Source organism: Staphylococcus sp. GW823-FHT05F06, assembly GCF_058795495.1.
Genome location: NZ_JBXAHW010000011.1, coordinates 51,332 through 72,646, shown reverse-complemented (window position 1 = coordinate 72,646; position 21,315 = coordinate 51,332). Strand labels below are relative to the sequence as shown.

Sequence of the window (21,315 nt, the reverse complement as noted above, 5' to 3'; positions counted from 1 at the left end):
AAGAATACTCATGAAGAGTATTTTATTTTTAAGTAATAATGTGAAAATATTCACAAAAAACTAGGAGGATTTGCTATGAGTAAGGAAATATTCGATACTTTTAAATTTAAATGTGGTGCCGAATTAAAAAATAGAGTATTAATGGCACCCATGACTATCCAAGCTGGGTATTTTGATGGAAGTGTTACATCAGAAATGATTGATTATTATCAATTTAGAGCTGGTGATGCTTCAGCAATCATTGTTGAAAGTTGTTTTGTTGAAAATCACGGACGAGGATTTCCGGGAGCTATAGGTATTGATAATGATGACAAAATACCTGGACTCAAACGTTTAGCAGAAGCGATTCAAGCTAAGGGATCAAAAGCGATTTTGCAACTTTATCATGCCGGAAGAATGGCAAATCCTAAATTTAATGAAGGAGAGCAGCCGATATCTGCGAGCCCCATTGCAGCATTAAGACCTGATGCTGTACCACCTAGAGAAATGACACATGCTCAAATCAATCAGATGATTGATGACTTTGGAGAGGCTACACGTCGCGCTATAGAAGCGGGGTTTGATGGTGTCGAAATTCATGGCGCCAACACATACTTATTACAACAATTTTTCTCTCCACATTCTAATCGGAGACAAGATTCATGGGGAGGCAGTCGTGAAAAACGTACACGATTTCCAATCGAAGTTTTAACAAAGGTTCAACACGTCGTTGCTGAAAAAGAGGCTTCTCATTTTATTATAGGATATCGATTCTCACCTGAAGAAATTGAAGAACCAGGCATACGTTTTGAAGATACTATGTTTTTACTAAATACATTAGCAGAATATGAACCTGATTACTTCCATATATCAGCAAACAGTTATCAACGTACATCTATTGTGAATCAAGAAGATACAGAACCTTTAATTAATAAGTACATCAAAATGCAAAGTGCACAGTTGGCAAAAATTCCATTAATTGGTGTAGGTAGTATTGCCCAACGACAAGATGCAGAACATGCCCTTGAACTAGGATATGATCTTTTAAGTGTTGGGAAAGCCTATTTAGTGGAACCACAATGGACAGATAAAATTTCACAAAACGAAGAAGTAGAACAATTTGTCGATATACATGATCAGAAAGTACTTCACATACCATCCCCTTTATGGAAAGTAATGGACTTTATGATTTTAGATAAAGAAGAAGAGCATCGTAAATATGAAAAATTAAAAGCACTTCAAAATAAAAAAGTTAAATTTAACAAAGGTACGTATCATGTCTATGCAAAAGGTCATAATGGCAACTTACCTATGAAAGTCCAATTATCAGAAGATAAGATTGTAAGTATCGAGGTAGATGATAGCGGAGAGTCTGAAGGCATAGCGAACCCAGTGTTTGAACGTTTACCTCAAGATATTATCAATGGGCAAACACTGAATGTAGATGTCATTTCAGGTGCGACAGTAACAAGTGAAGGCATCGTGCAAGGTATTGCAGATGCAATTGAACAAGCAGGAGAAGACCCAGATATTTTACGGGCGCGTCCTAAACCAGTTGTTCAGTGGTCTGATGAGGTCGTTGAAGAGACGGCTGACGTCGTTGTAATCGGTACAGGAGGTGCCGGACTCAGTGCAGCTGCTACGGTATTAGATGAAGGAAAAGAAGTCATCATGCTTGAGAAATTTGCGGCTATAGGTGGCAATACTATCCGTACAGGTGGTCAAGTCAACGCTGCTGAGCCTAAATGGCAAAATGCATTCCCGGCACTTGCTGGTGAAAAAGAGACACTCATACAGTTATTAAATCATGATGAAAATGATATAGATGAAGCTTACATTGAAGATTTCAATACTTTAAAACGTCAAATTAAAGACTATCTTGAAAATAGCAGTAATGAAGATGAATATCTTTTTGATTCTGTCGAATTACATCGTATTCAAACATATTTAGGTGGTAAACGTAAAGATCGTAATAATGTCGAAATATCAGGTGATTATGATTTAGTTAAAACACTCACAGATAACGTTTTGGAATCTGTATACTGGTTGAAAGACAAAGGTGTACATTTTGATCGTTCGTTTGTAGATATGCCTGTGGGTGCTTTATGGCGTCGTGGTCATAAACCAATGAAAGCACAAGGTTTAGAGTACATTGAAAATTTAGGAGACTACGTTAAACATAATCATGGTCGTATTTTTACAGAAACTACTGCAGAAAAGTTAATCAAAGAAGGTAATCAAGTTGTTGGTATTGAAGCACGTAAAGCAAATGGTGCTAAAGTGAAGATTCATACACGTCATGGTGTAGTGTTGGCTACTGGTGGCTTTGGAGCGAATACAAAAATGCTACAACAATATAATACGTATTGGGATAATATTCCTGATGACATTAAGACAACGAATTCTCCTGCAATTACAGGTGATGGTATCCGTTTAGGTGTGCAGGCAGGCGCTGACATCGTAGGTATGGGATTCTCTCAAATGATGCCGATTTCTGATCCGAAGACAGGTGCATTATTTACTGGATTAATCGTAACACCTTCAAACTTTGTCTTCGTTAATAAGGAAGGACAACGTTTTGTTAACGAATTTGAAAGTAGAGATGTATTATCTAAGGCAGCATTAGAACAAAAAGACGGTATCTTCTATATTATTGCAGATGCAAATATTAAAGCACTAGCTATGAATACAACTGAGGACAAAATTAATCAAGAATTAGAAGACGGCACTTTAGTAAAAGCAGATACCTTAGAAGCATTAGCCCAAAAATTAAACATTGATACAACTACTTTTGTGAACACGATTGAAAGATATAATACCTTCGTAGAACAAGGACAAGATGAGGATTTCAATAAAAATGCATTTGATTTAAAAATTGAAAAAGCACCATTCTATGCGACACCACGTAAACCTGCAATACATCATACTATGGGTGGTTTAAAAATAAACACGCATGCACAAGTTATAGATGTTGAAGGTCATATCATTGAAGGTTTATATGCGGCTGGTGAAGTTGCCGGTGGTATTCATGCTGGTAACCGTTTAGGCGGAAATGCACTGGCAGATATTTTTACTTTTGGTCGCATTGCCGGTCAAAGTGCTGTAACGAAATAAATGACGGAAGAGTAGGAGGCCACTTACGATGAGCGAACAGTTTAATAAAGGGAAACAACTAATTGTAGCGATTATCTTAGGGATTCTCACATACTGGTTATTTGCACAGTCTTTTTTGAATATCGCACCACATGTTCAACGTTTTTATCATGTAGATATGAGTATTGTTAATATTGCGGTCAGTCTGACATCACTCTTAACAGGTGTATTTATAGTCGTAGCAGGGGGATTATCTGATAAAATAGGTCGAGTTAAAATCACAAATGCAGGTCTAATATTAAGTATACTTGGCTCTATTGCATTGATTATCTCGCATGCACCAATTTTATTATTATTAGGGCGTGTTTTACAGGGCTTATCTGCTGCATGCTTACTTCCAGCAACTATCGCGTTAATTAATTCTTTCTTCCAAGGTGAAGAAAGACAAAAGGTGCTTAGTTATTGGTCATTCGGATCCTATGGTGGAACAGGGTTAGCATCCCTATTTGCTGGAATTATAGCTACATTTATTGGATGGCGATGGATTTTCGTGTTGTCAATCATCTTTTCAATTATCGCCTTAATATTGCTTAGAGGTATACCAGAATCTAAAGATGAGTCTGCATATAATAAAAAATTTGATATCGTTGGAATCATTATTTTTGTTGTCATGATGTTAAGCATTAACGTAGTGATTACGCAAGGCGATAGAATTGGATGGTTAAATCCTCTTATATTGATATTAATTGCTATATTCATTGTGACATTAATTGCATTTTATATATTTGAAAAACGTCAAGATGAACCTTTTATAGATTTAAGTTTATTTTCAAATAATGTTTATATTGGAACAACATTAGCCAACTTGATGGTGAACATGGATATTGGTTCATTAGCATTATTTAATATTTATGTTCAAGACGATAAGCATTTATCAGCTGCACAAGCCGGTTTAATTACAATTCCATATATGCTGTGTAGTTTGTTAATGATTCGTGTTGGTGAACGTTTTATGCAAAAAAGAGGACCGCAATTGCCATTGATGTTAGGTCCGGTATCAATTACTGTTGGTATTATACTTTTAGCATTCACTTCTTTGCCTAATATGATTTATTATATTGTGGCATGTATTGGCTTTATCTTTATAGGTCTAGGATTAGGATTTTTTGCTACTCCCGCGCTATCTACTGCTGTATCTAATGTTCCAGCTGAAAAAGCAGGTACTGCATCAGGAATTATCAAAATGACTTCTACACTAGGTGCAGCATTTGGAATCGCTGTTGTGACAACAATATATACGGCATTATCTGTAAATCACCCGGCATATTTAGCAGCTACTATCGCATTTATCGTGGGTGCAGGTTTAGTGTTTATCGCATTTATTGCGGCGTATTGTTTAATTCCTAAAAAGAATGTAGATATTTAAAAGGTATATTGTTGCAGTAAAAAGCAGTGTTAGTAATTTGAAGTTGTATTTAATAATGCATAAAAACAACAACTTTTCGACAAATATATTAACAACATTTGACATTTCCCAATCTTATTACTACCACCATGTTTAAAGGGTAGATGATAAATAAGGAGGAAGATAGATATGAGTAAAACAGCAATTATAACAGGTGCAGCAGGTGGATTAGGTAAAGGTATTGCAGAACGTCTTGCTAACGATGGGTTTAATATAGTACTACAAGATATTAATGAAGCACTTCTATTAGAAACTGAGAAAGAATTCAAAGAAAAAGGTTATCAAGCTGTCGCATTCAAGAGTGATGTATCTAAAAAGAAAGAACAGGAAGAATTAGTTCAGTTCGCAGTTACAGAATTTGGTCAATTAGATGTCATGGTGAATAACGCAGGTGTTGATGCAGTGACGCCAATTTTAGAAATTGGGGAAGAGGAATTATCTAAGTTATTTAATATTAACGTATTTGGTACATTGTTTGGAATTCAAGCAGCTGCTAACCAATTTATTAAACAAAAAAGTAAAGGTAAAATTATCAATGCATGTAGTATTGCAGGACATGAATCTTATGAAGTACTCGGCACTTACTCAGCTACAAAACACTCTGTACGTTCCTTCACTCAAACAGCTGCTAAAGAATTAGCAGACAAAGGCATTACCGTAAACGCTTATTGCCCAGGAGTTGCCAAAACTGAAATGTGGGATCGTATTGATGAAGAAATGGTGAAACTTGATGATAGTCTAGAAATAGGAGACGCGTTTGAAGCATTTTCTTCAGAAATCAAACTTGGAAGATATCAAGAGCCATCAGATGTTGCGAACTTAGTATCATTCTTAGCTTCAAATGATTCTGATTATATTACAGGCCAATCCATTTTAACTGATGGTGGATTAGTGTACAGATAAGTTAGACACGATAAATAAATGTGTATAAAATTTATTAAGGCTTGCCTTTTCAATCGAGAAATATACGACGAAAGGGCAAGCCTTTTTGATGTTAAATATTGATGAAGTGATGGAGTGAAAGTACAGCTTAAGATTTCGTATTATCAGCTAAGGCATTTGCATATTTTTTAAAAGACCAACCTTTATTTTCTAAAATATCATGATAAAAAGGATTTTGACCTATAACTTTAATATCATCTGCTAGTGCTTCAACTTCGTCTAAATGATGTGTCGTCATGATGATTAAACATTGATCGGTCATTTGTTGTAATAAGTTGTGAATATCATATCTTGATTCTAAATCAATGTCTTCTGTTGGCTCATCTAGAATAAGTATTTTAGGCCGACTAAGTAGACCTATCATAATATTGACTTTACGTTTATTTCCCCCAGAAAGGTTAGATACTTTCACTTTTGTATCAGTAAAGTTTAATTGTGATAAATAAGAATGAAGTGTTTCATCTGAAATAGGATTTTCACAAAGTGACTTGAAAAACTCAATGTTCTCCATGACAGTCATATGCTCGAATAGTGCGATGTCTTGAGGGACATAGCCTACAATATGACGTATTCGACGTCTTGACAAATATTGATTGAAGTATTGAATACGTCCTTCGTCTGCATTCTCAATACCTGCAATTAAACGCAATAATGTAGATTTTCCAGCACCATTTTCACCTAATAAAATAGTAATTTTATGATTTTGAAATTGCATATCTAGGGAATCGAAAATATGCTTCTTTTTATAGCTTTTGGAAACATTTTGAATATCTATCATTGAATATGACTCCTTTACAATTGAATCCATAAATATATAATACCTATCGCTACCGTATAAATAATAGCCATGAATATACGGTGACTAAGAACATTAATTTTAAAAAGTAATAAAGCAATACCTGCCTCATAAAATAAAACTATAATCAGTGTTTTTAAGTAGAAAAGAATGCTTAATGGTTGATGCATTAAAAGGCTAATCATCAATAGCATGAGCATCAGTATGACCACATGTACACTGATATAAGTCAAGTATAGTTTAAGTTGACTATAAGGTACCAAATATAATCTTTCGAGAGGTGCGTTCTGTTTAAGACGTTGATGTAATAGGATTTGGATAACACTTACAAAGATGACGACAACAAATACAATGCCAATTGAAATGGATTGATGAGCATGTTTATTGATAGCTACACTTTTTATTTTAGATTGAGGTGTATGCGAATAATAAGATTGTTTCACTTTATTCTATTAATTGAAAATAATTATCATTTATATTGACAACTGCATGTGCCTCGTTTAATATAATTCTCAAATCGTAACAATTACGATTTGTTTTATGCAATTATTTTAAGTTATTGATTTTTATGAGGTTAATCATTTTTATTAACAATTTAATTTGAAAATTTACATTAAAAAGGAGTGTTTTATGCAACGTCAAGTGGTCGAATTTTCAAAATATAATCCATCTGGGAATATGACAATTCTTGTTCAATCAAAGCATCAACCGAGCGAATATGCTGCGATTGCACATCAGTTGATGGCGACAACACACATGTGTTGTGAACAAGTAGGGTTTATTGAATCAGTAAACTATGAAAATGGGGATAACTATCACTTGGTAATGAGTGGAAATGAATTTTGTGGTAATGCGACTATGTCTTACATTCACTATTTAAAAGAACGTTTATTGATACAGCATCAACAATTTCAATTAAGAGTTTCGGGGTGTTCTCATCCTGTAGAGTGTAAAGTTCATTCGCAACATTATGAAGTGACTATGCCAAAAGTACATCAAGTTAAGGAAAGATTTGTGAAATTAGGGGAACAGCAGTTTAAAGCATTTGAAATTAGCTATGATACATACATTCACTATGTGATGATGTGTGATGATGTAGATTTGGCAATAAAACAGTGCGTGGAAGATTTTGTCAGTGCGCAAACATGGCATCGACAATTTAAAACAATTGGTGTCATGCTTTTTCAACAAGATAAACAATTCATATATCCACTGATACATATACCTGCAATAGATAGCTTAATCTGGGAAAATAGCTGTGGTTCAGGAGCGGCTTCTATCGGTGTGTTGGTTAATTATCTAACAGATCATGATATTCAAGATTACCTAGTTAACCAACCCGGAGGCAGTATTATTGTCTCATCCAGAAAGTCTGGACAAAATGAATATCAAACAACGATTAAGGGTCAAGTTTCAACTGTCGCAACAGGACAAGCATATATAGAACAGGAGACAATGACGCAAATATGAATGAGCATACAAAAATAGAGAACCAATTACAATATTATTTAGAACAATTTACGTACTTACATCAACTCGTTTTGGAAGATAGTCGGCATATTGTTGATTTAGAAAATTTGATTGATGAATACAGTCAATGGATACTTCAACCTTTGGCAGAGCATCATTATTTAACATGGAATGATTTAGAAACAAAAATAAGCTTTACCAAGAAGCTTCAAGAGGTATCAGCAAAGTGTGTGAAACAGGTAGAAGTCATTCGAGCACAACGTTTGTTGAATGGTAGGGCCTCCACGTCAGGTTATTTCGAAAATATAGAGCATTGTATTAATGAAGAATTCGGAAGATGGCAAATTGGACAAAATGACAAGTTGTTACTGATTGGGTCGGGTGCATATCCTATGACATTAATTCAAGTTGCTAAAGAAACTGGCGCTGCGGTCATTGGTATAGATATAGATTCGGAAGCAGTTGATTTAGGGCAACGTGTCGTCAATGTACTAGCTCCAAATGAAGATATCGTTATTAGTAATCAAACAGTTGATCAATTAGAAGACATCCAATCTGTGACTCATATTATTTTCAGTTCGACGATACCTATCAAATATGACATTTTGAATGAACTTTACACATTGACGAATGATGAAGTTGTTGTAGCTATGCGATACGGTGATGATATGAAAGCATTGTTTAATTATCCATCTCAAGCAACTGACGAAACACAATGGCGATGTGAAGAACTACAAACACGACCGAAGCAGATTTTTGATATTGCACTTTATCGTAAAGTGACATCAAAAGTTGGTGTTGAACATGTCTAAAATATTAATGGTTGGTAGTGGACCGGTCGCTATTCAACTTGCTCGACTATGTAACTTACATGGGGAACATATGGTTGATATGGTGAGTCGCGTTCATGCATCAACCAAATCTAAGAGAGTCTTTGATGCGTATCATCGTGACGGCTTTTTTTCAGTAATGACTCAAAATGATGCACATCAGTGTTTTTCAGGTAAGTTTACGGTTAGACATTTTTTTAAAGATGTTAAAGACATTACACAATATTATGACGTGGTGATTTTAGCATGTACTGCTGATGCGTATCGACCGATATTACAGCAATTATCTAAGTCCACATTAAAACGTATTAAACAAATTATCTTGGTCTCGCCAACATTAGGATCACATATGCTTGTTAAGCAAATACTATCAGATGTTCATTGTGAAGGTGAAGTGATTTCGTTTTCCACTTATCTAGGCGATACTCGAATATTTGATAAAGCACAACCGCATTGTGTCCTAACTACACGAGTTAAATCAAAATTATTCGTAGGTTCGACTCATTCTCAGTCTATTACGTTGTATAAGCTTAAGTCTTTATTCGACTATTTGAATATAGAATTAACAACGATGGACACACCGCTACATGCGGAGATACATAATAGTTCACTTTATGTACACCCACCATTGTTTATGAATCAATTTTCATTAAAGGCGGTATTTGAAGGAACGAAAGTGCCAGTATACGTATATAAGCTATTTCCAGAGGGTCCAATTACAATGACCTTAATACATGAAATGCGATTAATGTGGCAAGAAATGATGATGATATTAAAAAAATTAAAGGTACCCTCGGTCAATCTCCTGAAGTTTATGGTGAAAGAAAATTACCCTATACGTGATGAGACCATGCGCGAAGTTGATATTGAAAGCTTTGAAAATTTATCAGCTATTCATCAAGAGTATCTACTTTATGTGCGATATACAGCAATTTTAATCGATCCATTTTCTAATCCGGACGATCAAGGTGCATATTTTGATTTTTCTGCCGTACCATACAAACATGTTGATACTGATGAACAAGGAGTTATACATATACCACGCATGCCGAGTGAAGATTATTATCGTACTTTGATGATTCAAGCAATTGGAAGAGCATTAAACGTTGCAACACCGATGATTGACACATTGTTATTACGTTATGAAACTACCGTTAAACAATACTGTGATACACATTTACATCAACAACTATCAAAGCAATTCGAATTACATCATTTTAAACAGGATTTAGCGTTAGTGACGAACTACTTAACTTTTTATAAATAAAAAACGTAATAATATAAGTTTACATATTTTCGAAAAGAAAGAGGAAAACAATGAATAAACTCACAAAACTAAGTACAGTCATTTTTGTATCTGGGATTATTTTAGCCGGTTGTGGAAGTAACAAAGAACTAACAGAGAAAAAAGAGAATAAAGTATTATCATATACAACTGTCAAAGATATTGGAGATATGAATCCCCATGTTTATGGAGGTTCAATGTCCGCAGAGAGTATGATTTATGAGCCGTTAGTTCGCAATACCAAGGATGGTATTAAGCCATTATTAGCGAAAAAATGGGACATTTCACCTGATGGTAAAACATATACGTTTTATTTAAGGGACGATGTATCTTTTCATGATGGTACGAAATTTGATGCAGACGCAGTGAAGAAAAACATCGATGCAGTACAACAAAATAAGAAACTACATTCATGGTTAAAACTTTCAACACTGATTGATGATGTCAAAGTTAAGGATAAGTATACGGTACAACTACATTTGAAGGAAGCTTATCAACCTGCGTTAGCAGAACTAGCTATGCCACGACCATACGTTTTTGTATCGCCTAAAGATTTTAAACACGGTACAACCAAAGATGGTGTGAAATCATTTGACGGTACAGGACCATTTAAAATGGGTGAACACAAAAAAGATATATCTGCAGAATTTAATAAAAATAATCAATATTGGGGAGAAAAGGCAAAGTTAAATAAAGTAGAAGCAAAAGTTAAACCTGCTGGAGAAACAGCATTTTTATCAATGAAAAAAGGAGAAACCAACTTTGCTTATACAGATGATAGAGGTACAGACAGCTTAGATAAAGATAGTTTAAAACAATTAAAAGAAACCGGAAGCTATCAAGTAAAACGTAGCCAAGCCATGAATACAAAAATGCTTGTTGTTAATTCTGGTAAGAAAGATAGTGCAGTCAGTGATAAAGCAGTCAGACAAGCATTAGGTCACATGGTAAATAGAGATAAAATAGCTCAAGATATTTTAAACAAGCAAGAAAAGCCAGCCACACAACTATTTGCTAAAAATGTGACAGATATAAACTTTAATTTACCAACAAGAACATATGATAAGAAAAAAGCACAAGCGTTATTAGATAAGGCCGGATGGGTGCTTTCAAAAGATCGACAAGTTCGTCAAAAAGAGGGCAAAGATTTGAATCTTAAGTTGTATTATGACAAAGGCTCTTCCAGTCAAAAAGAACAAGCTGAATTCTTAGAGGCAGAATTTAAGAAGTTAGGTGTACAACTAGATATAAACGGAGAAACGTCAGATAAAGTAGCTGAACGTCGTAGTTCTGGTGATTACGATCTAATGTTTAATCAAACATGGGGGCTATTATATGATCCTCAGAGTACATTAGCAGCATTTAAGACGAAAACGGGATATGAAAGTGCAACATTAGGTATTAAGAATAAGTCACAACTGTACAAAGATATTGATGAGGCGTTCAAAATTCAAGATGCAAAGGAACGTTCAAAAGCGTATCAGCAAATTTTGAAACAAGTTGACGATGAAGGTGTCTTTATTCCAATTACTCACGGGAGAATGACTGTTGTTGCACCTAAAGATTTACAAAAATTATCCTTTACACAATCACAATATGAGCTTCCATTTAATGAAATGCAATATAAATAAAGGAGCGTCGTCATGGTTAAATTTATTATGAAACGTCTTACTCTCATGATTCCATTATTGATTGTAGTGACTTTTATGACTTTCATGATGACCTATCTCACGAACGAAGATCCAGCCGTAACAATTTTACATGCCCAAGGAACGCCTAATATAACGCAAGATTTAATAGCTGAAACTAAAGAAAAATATGGATTAAATCAACCGATATTCACGCAATATAAAAATTGGCTTGTTGATGCCTTGCAGTTTAAATTTGGAACGAGTTATATCACAGGGGATCCAGTATCTGAGCGTATGGGGCCAGCGTTTATGAATACATTAAAACTCACTTTGATTTCCAGTGTTGTGGTAATGATAACGTCTGTTGTACTAGGCATAGTGAGTGCTTTGACTAGTGGTAGATTTACAGATCGTGCTATACGTTCAATAGCTTTTCTACTAACAGCTCTGCCCTCATATTGGGTAGCTTCAATATTAATTATTTATGTATCTGTAAAACTCAATTTATTACCAACCTCAGGACTCACTGGTCCAGAAAGTTATATTCTTCCAGTCTTTGTTATTACGATTACCTATGCAGGAATTTATTTTAGAAATGTCCGACGATCTATGCTTGAACAATTAAATGAAGATTATGTTTTGTATTTAAAAGCTAGTGGTGTACCTCGTCTGACAATGTTGCTGCATGTATTACGTAATGCATTACAGGTAGCCATATCTATTTTTTGTATGTCGATACCAATGATCATGGGAGGTCTAGTCGTTATTGAAAATGTATTTGCGTGGCCAGGTTTAGGACCATTAAGTATTAAAGCGATTACTGAACATGATTTTCCAGTAATTCAAGCATACGTGCTCATTGTCGCGGTGTTGTTTATTCTTTTTAATACACTTGCAGACATCATTAATGCAATATTAAATCCGCGTTTAAGGGAGGCAATGAAATGATTGTGTTACGTCGTCTATTTCAAGATAGAGGTGCCATATTTGCTATAGCTATTATTACAATCTACGTAGTGCTTGGAGTTTTAGCTCCTTTAATTACATTCTATGAACCGAATCACATTGATACAGCAAATAAATTTGCTGGTATAAGTTGGTCTCACTGGTTGGGAACAGACCATTTAGGTCGAGATGTATTAACACGGATAATATACGCCATAAGACCTAGTTTGTTATATGTATTTGTCGCATTGATTATTTCCGTTGTGATAGGAGCGATACTTGGGTTTATTTCAGGTTATTTCCCAGGTTATATCGATGCAATAATTATGCGTATATGCGATGTGATGTTAGCTTTTCCAAGCTATGTGGTGACATTGGCATTGATTACGTTGTTTGGCATGGGTGTAGAAAATATTATTATTGCGTTTATATTGACTCGATGGGCGTGGTTTTGTCGCGTGATTCGAACCAGTGTAATGCAATATATTGAAGCTGATCATGTAAAATTTGCCAAAGTAATTGGTATGAATGATTTAACAATCATTCGCAAACATATTTTGCCACTAACCTTTACTGACATAGCGATTATTGCTAGTAGTTCGATGTGTTCAATGATATTACAAATGTCAGGATTCTCATTCCTTGGATTAGGTGTTAAGGCACCTACAGCCGAATGGGGGATGATGCTTAATGAAGCACGAAAAGTAATGTTCACACATCCTGGAATGATGATGACAACAGGTGTGGCTATCGTCATAATTGTGATGGCGTTTAACTTTTTATCAGATGCTTTACAAATGGCGATTGATCCTCGTATGTCCGCTAAAGAAAAACGACTGGCACTGAAGAAAGGTGTGAAAGCACGTGACACTGCTTAAAGTAGCACATTTAGGAATTAAGGACACATGGTCAGATGAGACGCTCGTTGATAACGTGAATTTCACAGTTCAATGTGGAGAAACATTAGGTATTATTGGAGAAAGTGGAAGCGGAAAATCGATTACTTGTAAGGCATTAATAGGTTTAAACGCTCAACGTTTATCTGTAAGCGGAGATATCTTTTTTGAACATCAAAATTTAAATACAATAACTGAAAAGCAACTACGCAAAATTCGTGGTAAAGATATTGCGATGATTATGCAACAAGGAACGCGGGCATTTGATCCTTCAACTAAAGTGGGAAAGCAAATGATTGAAACTTTGCGTGCACATACGACATTATCAAAGCAACAAATAAAACAAGAACTTATTCATTATATGACGTATATGAAGTTGAAAGATCCTCAGTCATTATTAAAAGCATATCCCTACATGTTGTCAGGTGGGATGCTTCAACGTATGATGATTGCACTAGCATTAGCATTGAAACCTAAATTGATCATTGCTGATGAGCCGACCACAGCATTAGATACCATCACACAATATGAAGTTATCAATGCTTTTAAAGATATAAAACATCATTTTGATTGCGCCATGATTTTTATATCTCATGACCTCACAGTGATTAATAAAATTGCAGACCGTGTTGTAGTTATGAGAGAAGGTCGTGTGATAGAAGAAGGTCGAACAAATATGGTATTACAACAACCTCGTCATCACTATACAGCTTATTTATTATCAACTAAAAAGACAATTTATGATTATTTTCAGTTTGTGCTGAGGGGTGATTTCAATGCTTAAGGTTCAAAATGTTATTAAATTTTATGGAAAAAAATCAATGTTTCGTGATAAACGTATTCCTGTAGTTAAAGGCGTGTCATTTGATTGTCCCACTGGTGCATCAGTAGCAATTATTGGTGAAAGTGGAAGTGGAAAGTCTACGTTGAGTCGTATGATTTTAGGACTAGAAAAACCAGATCAAGGACAAGTGACTTTGGACGGTCAGCCTGTTCATTTAAAAAAAGTGAGACGTCATCGAATTGCTGCGGTTTTTCAAGACTATACTTCTTCTTTGCATCCTTTTCATACTGTCAAAGATATTTTGTTTGAAGTAATGAATCAATGTCGATGTACATCGAAGGAGAATATGGAAGAGTATGTAACAGTGTTACTACGTGAAGTAGGGTTAAAATCTGATTGTTTGTATTGTTATCCACATATGCTTTCAGGTGGAGAAGCACAGCGTGTAGCTATTGCACGTGCGATATGTATGCAACCAGATTATATATTATTTGATGAGGCGATTAGTTCATTAGATATGTCTATGCAAACACAAATATTAGATTTATTGAAAAGGTTACGTCACTCACACCAGCTGAGTTATATCTTTATTACTCATGATATACAAGCTGCGACATATATATGTGATGACTTGCTTATTTTTAAAAATGGTTGTATCGAAGCTAGGACATCTATAAGTGAATTGCATAGGCAACAAAATGGTTATACAAGAGAACTGATTGATAAACAACTATCAATCTAAGGAGTGACAATATGAAAGGTGCCATGTCTTGGCCTTTTTTAAGATTATATATTTTAACATTGATGTTTTTTAGTGCGAATGCCATACTCAATGTTTTCATACCTCTAAGAGGACATGACTTGGGGGCGACGAATACTGTAATTGGAATTGTAATGGGAGCTTATATGCTAACGGCAATGCTATTTCGCCCCTGGGCTGGTCAAATTATTGCACGTATTGGTCCGATTAAAGTATTGCGTATTATATTATTGATTAATGCTATGGCACTGGTATTATATGGGTTTACAGGACTTGAAGGTTATTTGATTGCACGTATCATGCAAGGTGTGTGTACGGCATTCTTCTCAATGTCTTTACAATTGGGTATTATAGATGCTTTACCTGAGAAATATCGTTCAGAAGGTGTATCTCTCTATTCATTATTTTCAACGATTCCCAATTTATTAGGACCATTAATTGCAGTTGGGATTTGGCACGTGGAAAATATGTCCATATTTGCTATTGTTATGATTTTTATTGCAGTAACAACAACCTTATTTGGTTATAGAACTACTTTTGCAAATACACAAAAAGAGGTATCACCAAAAGACGAAGTCTTGCCTTTTAATGCAATGACTGTATATGTCCAATTTTTTAAAAATAAAGCACTCTTCTGCAGTGGTATGATTATGATCTTGTCATCTATCGTGTTTGGTGCGATGAGTACTTTTATACCATTATATACGGTTAGGGAAGGTTTCGCGAATGCAGGTATTTTCCTCACAATTCAAGCCATTACAGTAGTGATAGCTAGATTTTATTTACGTAAGTATGTACCATCTGATGGTTTATGGCATCACCGTTTTATGATGATTGTCTTAACGTTACTGATGGTTGCTTCAGTCATTGTAGCTTTTGGACCACATATAGTGAGTATATTTGTATATATAAGTGCAATCTTTATCGGAATAACACAAGCGCTCGTTTATCCTACATTGACAACGTATTTAAGTTTTGTCTTACCAAAGATAGGACGTAATATGTTATTAGGATTGTTTATAGCATGTGCAGATTTAGGGATTTCACTAGGAGGTGTGCTAATGGGGCCAATATCAGATACGGTAGGATTTAAATGGATGTATATTTTATGCGCTTTATTGGTTACTATTGCAATGACACTAAGTAAAATTAGACAAAGACAAAGTGTTTCAAAAGCCTCATAGCAAAACTACATAAAAATAATGATAAATTTTAAGGGAGCCTCCAGTTTGTCTGAGGTTACACTCCCACACATGTAAAAAATCGATTTATTTACTTTGTTAAAACGAAAGAAATGAAATTGTATCAAACTTTTATTGCAATTGAATATTCACGCTTTTTGATTACAATAGAAGAAACTTTTACATTCATATCTTTTTAATTCTAGTTTTATGGCTTTTTAAAAAGAAAGAAGTTAATAATAAAGAGGTAAATTAAGAGCGTGGAAAATGAGATAGAGTAGAATTTATTTTGAATATAATCCCCATATGGCTTATGAGCTCTAAGTTGAAATGTCTATAAAATTTATGTGTTAGGACTCCCAAACGCACATTTATAATATCTATGATATGGATATGTTTCTCAATTTAGCCTTATTAGTAACAGAGATAAAAAGACTAAGCCAGTTTCTAATTTAATGATAGACAAACTATGCCTGAGACAATTGTTGTCTCAGGTTTTGTTTTACTTGTCATTATTATATAGTGAATTTTTCATACTATCAGGTTTAATAATAGAAGAAATTTTTCAGAAAACTGTTATGTAACAGGATAATTTATTCACAAACTGTTATAACTTCTGTCACAGGTTCGTAATTTATACAAACTTTAGTAGAAAATATGCCATAAATTATGTGAAATTAATCACATGTTTCGTGGTATACTACCGTTGAAAACGTTAACAATACGAAATGGAGGCGGAGAGTATGTTAGAAACAAATAATCATACTAATGCTTGGCAAGGATTTAAAACAGGTCGTTGGAATAAAAATATAGACGTGAGAGAATTCATACAATTGAACTATTCATTATATGAAGGTGACGATGAATTTTTAGAAGGTCCTACAAAAGCAACTGAAACTTTATGGGATCAAGTAATGCAATTATCAAAAGAAGAACGTGAGCGCGGTGGCATGTGGGATATGGATACTAAAGTGGCATCGACAATCACTTCTCATGACGCTGGTTACTTAGACAAAGATTTAGAAAAAGTTGTTGGTGTTCAAACTGAAAAACCATTCAAACGTTCTATGCAACCATTCGGTGGTATTCGTATGGCAAAAGCAGCATGTGAAGCGTATGGTTACGAATTAGACCCAGAAACAGAAAAAATCTTCACTGAATATCGTAAAACACATAACCAAGGTGTATTCGATGCATATTCAAGAGAAATGTTAAATTGTCGTAAAGCTGGTATTATTACTGGTTTACCAGATGCTTACGGACGTGGACGTATTATCGGAGACTATCGTCGTGTTGCTTTATACGGTGTAGACTTCTTAATGGAACAAAAACTTAAAGACTTTAACACAATGTCCACTGAAATGTCTGAAGATGTGATTCGTTTACGTGAAGAATTATCAGAACAATATCGCTCACTTCAAGATTTAAAAGAATTAGGACAAAAATATGGATTTGATATTAGCCGTCCTGCTACTAACTTCAAAGAAGCTGTGCAATGGTTATACTTAGCATATTTAGCTGCTATTAAAGAACAAAATGGTGCAGCAATGAGTTTAGGACGTACTTCAACATTCTTAGATATTTATGCTGAACGTGATTTACAAAATGGTGACATCACTGAACAAGAAGTTCAAGAAATCATTGACCACTTCATTATGAAATTACGTATCGTTAAATTCGCACGTACGCCTGAATATAATGAATTATTCTCTGGAGATCCAACTTGGGTAACTGAATCTATCGGTGGTGTAGGTATTGACGGCCGTCCGATGGTAACTAAAAACTCATTCCGTTTCTTACACTCATTAGATAATTTAGGTCCAGCACCAGAACCAAACTTAACAGTATTATGGTCTACACGCTTACCTGAAAACTTCAAAATCTATTGTGCTAAAATGAGTATTAAAACGAGCTCAATCCAATATGAAAATGATGACTTAATGCGTGAAAGCTATGGCGATGATTATGGTATCGCTTGCTGTGTATCTGCCATGAAGATTGGTAAACAAATGCAATTCTTCGGTGCACGTGCTAACTTAGCTAAAGCATTACTTTACGCTATCAATGGTGGTAAAGATGAAAAATCTGGCAAACAAGTTGGACCAAGTTATGAAGGTATTAAATCAGACGTACTAGATTATGATGAAGTTTTCGAAAGATATGAAAAAATGATGGACTGGTTAGCTGGCGTATACATCAACTCATTAAATATCATTCACTATATGCATGATAAATACAGCTATGAACGTCTTGAAATGGCTTTACATGATACAGAAATTATTCGCACAATGGCAACTGGTATCGCTGGATTGTCTGTGGCAGCTGACTCTTTATCAGCGATTAAATATGCACAAGTTAAACCTATCCGTAACGAAGAAGGTCTTGTAACTGACTTTGAAATCGAAGGCGACTTCCCTAAATATGGTAATAATGACAGTCGTGTTGATGAAATTGCAGTAGATTTAGTTGAACGTTTCATGACTAAATTACGTAGCCATAAAACATACCGTAATTCTGAACACACAATGAGTGTATTAACAATTACTTCAAACGTTGTTTATGGTAAGAAAACTGGTAACACACCAGATGGACGTAAAGCTGGCGAACCATTTGCGCCTGGTGCAAACCCAATGCATGGTCGTGACCAAAAAGGTGCATTATCTTCACTAAGTTCTGTAGCTAAAATACCTTATGATTGCTGTAAAGATGGTATCTCAAATACATTTAGTATCGTACCGAAATCACTAGGTAAAGAAGAAGCAGATCAAAATAAAAACTTAACTAGTATGTTAGATGGTTATGCAATGCAACATGGTCATCACCTCAATATTAACGTGTTTAATAGAGAAACATTAATTGATGCAATGGAACACCCAGAAGAGTATCCACAATTAACGATTCGTGTATCTGGATACGCTGTAAACTTCATTAAATTAACACGTGAACAACAATTAGATGTTATTTCACGTACATTCCACGAATCTATGTAATAAATTTAAGGTGGGAGCAAAATGCTTAAAGGACACTTACACTCCGTTGAAAGTATGGGCACTGTCGACGGGCCAGGACTTAGATATATATTATTTACTCAAGGTTGTTTGTTAAGATGTTTATATTGTCATAATCCAGACACTTGGAAGATTAACGAACCATCAAGAGAAGTGACGGTTGATGAAATGGTAAATGAAATCTTGCCGTACCAACCTTACTTTGAAGCTTCAGGCGGTGGGGTAACAGTCAGTGGTGGCGAACCATTACTACAAATGCCTTTCTTGGAGCAATTATTCAAAGAATTAAAAGCAAATGGTGTTCACACATGCATTGATACTTCTGCGGGCTGTGTAAATGATACACCAGCATTTAATCGTCATTTTGATGAGTTGCAAAAGCATACAGATTTATTCTTATTAGATATTAAACATATTGATAATGATAAGCACATCAAATTAACAGGCAAACCTAACACACATATTTTAAAGTTTGCACGTAAATTATCTGATATGAAACAACCTGTTTGGATTAGACATGTTTTAGTACCTGGTATTTCGGATGATAAAGAAGATTTGATAAAACTAGGAGAATTTATTAATTCTTTAGATAACGTTGAAAAGTTTGAAATCTTACCATATCATCAACTCGGTGTGCATAAGTGGAAAAATTTAGGTATTCCTTATCAACTCGAAAATGTTGAACCGCCTGACGATGAAGCGGTTAAAGAAGCTTATCGCTATGTTAATTTTAATGGCAAAATACCTGTAACATTATAGAAAGATAAATATAGTAATAGCCTGAGACATCAATCGTTGTCTCAGGCTTCTTTACGTTTAATCAGTCGATAAACTGAGTTTAAAATATATCTCAATTAACTTTATTTAATAAAAATATGATTCATAAGTTTAAATAGTTTATTTTTCTAGATATGCTTTAAATACATCTTTATAAACATCAATGTAACTTAAATACATATCTTTTCTAATAAATTCATCAACTTGATGCGCCATAATAGATTCACCAGGTCCAAAGACAGCAAAATCTACGTTATTTTCATTTGTTCCTAGGAAACTAGATGCATCAGTTGTACCAATCAATGCACTCACAACAATGTCTTCATGTACATAATTCGGTGCAATACGTGTAATATTTTGAATAAGAGGATTATCACGATCACTTGCCACTGGATCATGACTGCTAGGTATATCTACAGTTAAATAATCTTCACCCACATGACGAATGACTTTTTCAAATAAATCCTTCACGAAAGTACTGTCATACTCTGGAACAGTTCTTACATTATATTTAGCTGTCGCTTTATGAGGAACAGAATTAACTTGTTTACCACCATTGAAAACAGAGTTTAACATTACAAATCCAGAGTAGATATGTGATTCTTCTTCACCAATTTTTCTATGGAGATGCTTCTCAATCATTGGAACAGCGTCTAGCTCATGTACTTTATCATGCTCTTTAATATTTTTATATTCTTGTTTCATTTCATTTACAAAATCAACTAAAATATCAACAGCATTTGTACCTAGGTGTGGCATAGAACTATGTGCAGCCTTACCTTTCGCTGTGACTACACAGCTCATAGAACCTTTATGAGCATAGTAAGCGATATTACTAGTTGGTTCGCCAATAATTAAACCACTCACATCATCTAAGTAACCTTCATCAGCAAGTAATTGTGCACCATATTGTTCCGTCTCTTCTCCTGTAGTAGCTAATAAACGTATCGTACCTTGCTTTAATGCGTTTGATTGTTTCAATTCAATCATCGCGATGACCATCGCCATAAGACCACCTTTCATGTCAGTGGTACCTCTGCCGAATAACTTGCCATCCTTATCTGTGAGTTCAAATGGAGGAAAAGTCCAATCATCATGGTCACCAGCATCTACAACATCCATGTGTCCACTGATTGCTAAGACTGGAGCGCCACTACCAATTTCAGCAACTAAATTAGCGCGTGAATCATTAACTTTAACAATCTTAGAATCAATATCATATTGACTTAACAGGTCTTTTAAGTACTCACATACTTCAATTTCATGATCATTCTCAGTTTGAATCTTGACGATATCAGCTAATAATCTTATTTTGTCTTGCTCACTCAATACAGTCATTTCACAGTCCTCCTCATTTTTAGTAATGATTTTCACTTTTTAATAAAAAATAAAAATCCTTGTACACTTAATATTATCAAAAACTTTTATTTATTAAAAATTATATGCCAAAATAAATGAATTTTTAATAAAAAA

Annotated in this window: 17 protein-coding genes; 14 read left to right on the top strand and 3 right to left on the bottom strand. The window is 34.6% G+C overall.

The window, feature by feature from the left end; genetic code table 11:
• The first annotated feature begins 75 nt into the window (after nt 1-75).
• The 3 genes from AC1Q7N_RS08415 (at nt 76) to AC1Q7N_RS08405 (ending at nt 5,440) form a co-directional block, all read left to right on the top strand.
• Nucleotides 76-3,093 carry an NADH-dependent flavin oxidoreductase gene (locus AC1Q7N_RS08415; protein ID WP_002437728.1) on the top strand — a complete coding sequence of 1,006 codons (3,018 nt, stop codon included), beginning with the start codon at nt 76-78 and terminating at the stop codon, nt 3,091-3,093.
• A 28-nt stretch (nt 3,094-3,121) separates the two neighbouring features.
• On the top strand, nt 3,122-4,498 hold the full coding sequence (locus tag AC1Q7N_RS08410) for an MFS transporter (RefSeq protein WP_002437731.1): 1,377 nt from the start codon (nt 3,122-3,124) through the stop codon (nt 4,496-4,498).
• A gap of 168 nt (nt 4,499-4,666) precedes the next feature.
• Nucleotides 4,667-5,440 carry an acetoin reductase gene (locus tag AC1Q7N_RS08405; protein ID WP_001830577.1) on the top strand — a complete coding sequence of 258 codons (774 nt, stop codon included), beginning with the start codon at nt 4,667-4,669 and terminating at the stop codon, nt 5,438-5,440.
• Nucleotides 5,441-5,567: 127 nt separating this feature from the next.
• On the opposite strand, the gene AC1Q7N_RS08400 is transcribed toward AC1Q7N_RS08405, so the two are convergent.
• Both AC1Q7N_RS08400 and AC1Q7N_RS08395 read right to left on the bottom strand, forming a co-directional pair.
• Nucleotides 5,568-6,257, bottom strand: coding sequence for an ABC transporter ATP-binding protein (locus AC1Q7N_RS08400; protein ID WP_001830566.1), 690 nt, complete (start codon nt 6,255-6,257; stop codon nt 5,568-5,570).
• 14 nt (nt 6,258-6,271) lie between these two features.
• A complete protein-coding gene (locus AC1Q7N_RS08395; protein ID WP_001832584.1) occupies nt 6,272-6,718 on the bottom strand; it encodes a hypothetical protein in 447 nt (148 codons plus the stop codon).
• 187 nt (nt 6,719-6,905) lie between these two features.
• Between AC1Q7N_RS08395 and cntK the strand changes: the two genes are divergently transcribed.
• From cntK to pflA, 11 genes are all read left to right on the top strand, one after another.
• Complete coding sequence (gene cntK / locus AC1Q7N_RS08390; RefSeq protein ID WP_145376490.1) at nt 6,906-7,745, top strand: histidine racemase CntK; 840 nt, start codon at nt 6,906-6,908, stop codon at nt 7,743-7,745.
• Nucleotides 7,742-8,557 (top strand): staphylopine biosynthesis enzyme CntL, encoded by an 816-nt coding sequence (gene cntL / locus AC1Q7N_RS08385; protein WP_002494564.1) that lies wholly within the window; start codon nt 7,742-7,744, stop codon nt 8,555-8,557. The genes cntK and cntL overlap by 4 nt, the downstream gene beginning before the upstream one ends.
• A complete protein-coding gene (gene cntM / locus AC1Q7N_RS08380; protein ID WP_002498106.1) occupies nt 8,550-9,842 on the top strand; it encodes a staphylopine biosynthesis dehydrogenase in 1,293 nt (430 codons plus the stop codon). Before cntL ends, cntM begins: the two co-directional genes overlap by 8 nt.
• Nucleotides 9,843-9,892: 50 nt before the next feature.
• Nucleotides 9,893-11,491 carry a staphylopine-dependent metal ABC transporter substrate-binding lipoprotein CntA gene (gene cntA / locus AC1Q7N_RS08375; RefSeq protein WP_001830462.1) on the top strand — a complete coding sequence of 533 codons (1,599 nt, stop codon included), beginning with the start codon at nt 9,893-9,895 and terminating at the stop codon, nt 11,489-11,491.
• 12 nt (nt 11,492-11,503) lie between these two features.
• Nucleotides 11,504-12,439, top strand: coding sequence for a nickel/cobalt ABC transporter permease (gene opp1B, locus AC1Q7N_RS08370; RefSeq protein ID WP_002467637.1), 936 nt, complete (start codon nt 11,504-11,506; stop codon nt 12,437-12,439).
• On the top strand, nt 12,436-13,314 hold the full coding sequence (gene cntC / locus AC1Q7N_RS08365) for a staphylopine uptake ABC transporter permease subunit CntC (RefSeq protein WP_002437750.1): 879 nt from the start codon (nt 12,436-12,438) through the stop codon (nt 13,312-13,314). Before opp1B ends, cntC begins: the two co-directional genes overlap by 4 nt.
• On the top strand, nt 13,301-14,116 hold the full coding sequence (gene cntD / locus AC1Q7N_RS08360) for a staphylopine uptake ABC transporter ATP-binding protein CntD (protein WP_001830532.1): 816 nt from the start codon (nt 13,301-13,303) through the stop codon (nt 14,114-14,116). Before cntC ends, cntD begins: the two co-directional genes overlap by 14 nt.
• Nucleotides 14,109-14,858 carry an ABC transporter ATP-binding protein gene (locus AC1Q7N_RS08355; RefSeq protein WP_001830579.1) on the top strand — a complete coding sequence of 250 codons (750 nt, stop codon included), beginning with the start codon at nt 14,109-14,111 and terminating at the stop codon, nt 14,856-14,858. The genes cntD and AC1Q7N_RS08355 overlap by 8 nt, the downstream gene beginning before the upstream one ends.
• An 11-nt stretch (nt 14,859-14,869) precedes the next feature.
• Nucleotides 14,870-16,060, top strand: coding sequence for a staphylopine family metallophore export MFS transporter CntE (gene cntE / locus AC1Q7N_RS08350; RefSeq protein WP_001830562.1), 1,191 nt, complete (start codon nt 14,870-14,872; stop codon nt 16,058-16,060).
• Between the two features lie 740 nt (nt 16,061-16,800).
• On the top strand, nt 16,801-19,047 hold the full coding sequence (gene pflB, locus AC1Q7N_RS08345) for a formate C-acetyltransferase (protein WP_001830559.1): 2,247 nt from the start codon (nt 16,801-16,803) through the stop codon (nt 19,045-19,047).
• Between the two features lie 21 nt (nt 19,048-19,068).
• Nucleotides 19,069-19,824, top strand: a complete 756-nt coding sequence (gene pflA / locus AC1Q7N_RS08340) for a pyruvate formate-lyase-activating protein (RefSeq protein ID WP_145376488.1) — start codon at nt 19,069-19,071, stop codon at nt 19,822-19,824.
• Between the two features lie 138 nt (nt 19,825-19,962).
• Here pflA and AC1Q7N_RS08335 read toward each other — a convergent pair whose 3' ends face one another.
• On the bottom strand, nt 19,963-21,180 hold the full coding sequence (locus tag AC1Q7N_RS08335) for an ArgE/DapE family deacylase (protein ID WP_002458109.1): 1,218 nt from the start codon (nt 21,178-21,180) through the stop codon (nt 19,963-19,965).
• Nucleotides 21,181-21,315: the final 135 nt, after the last annotated feature.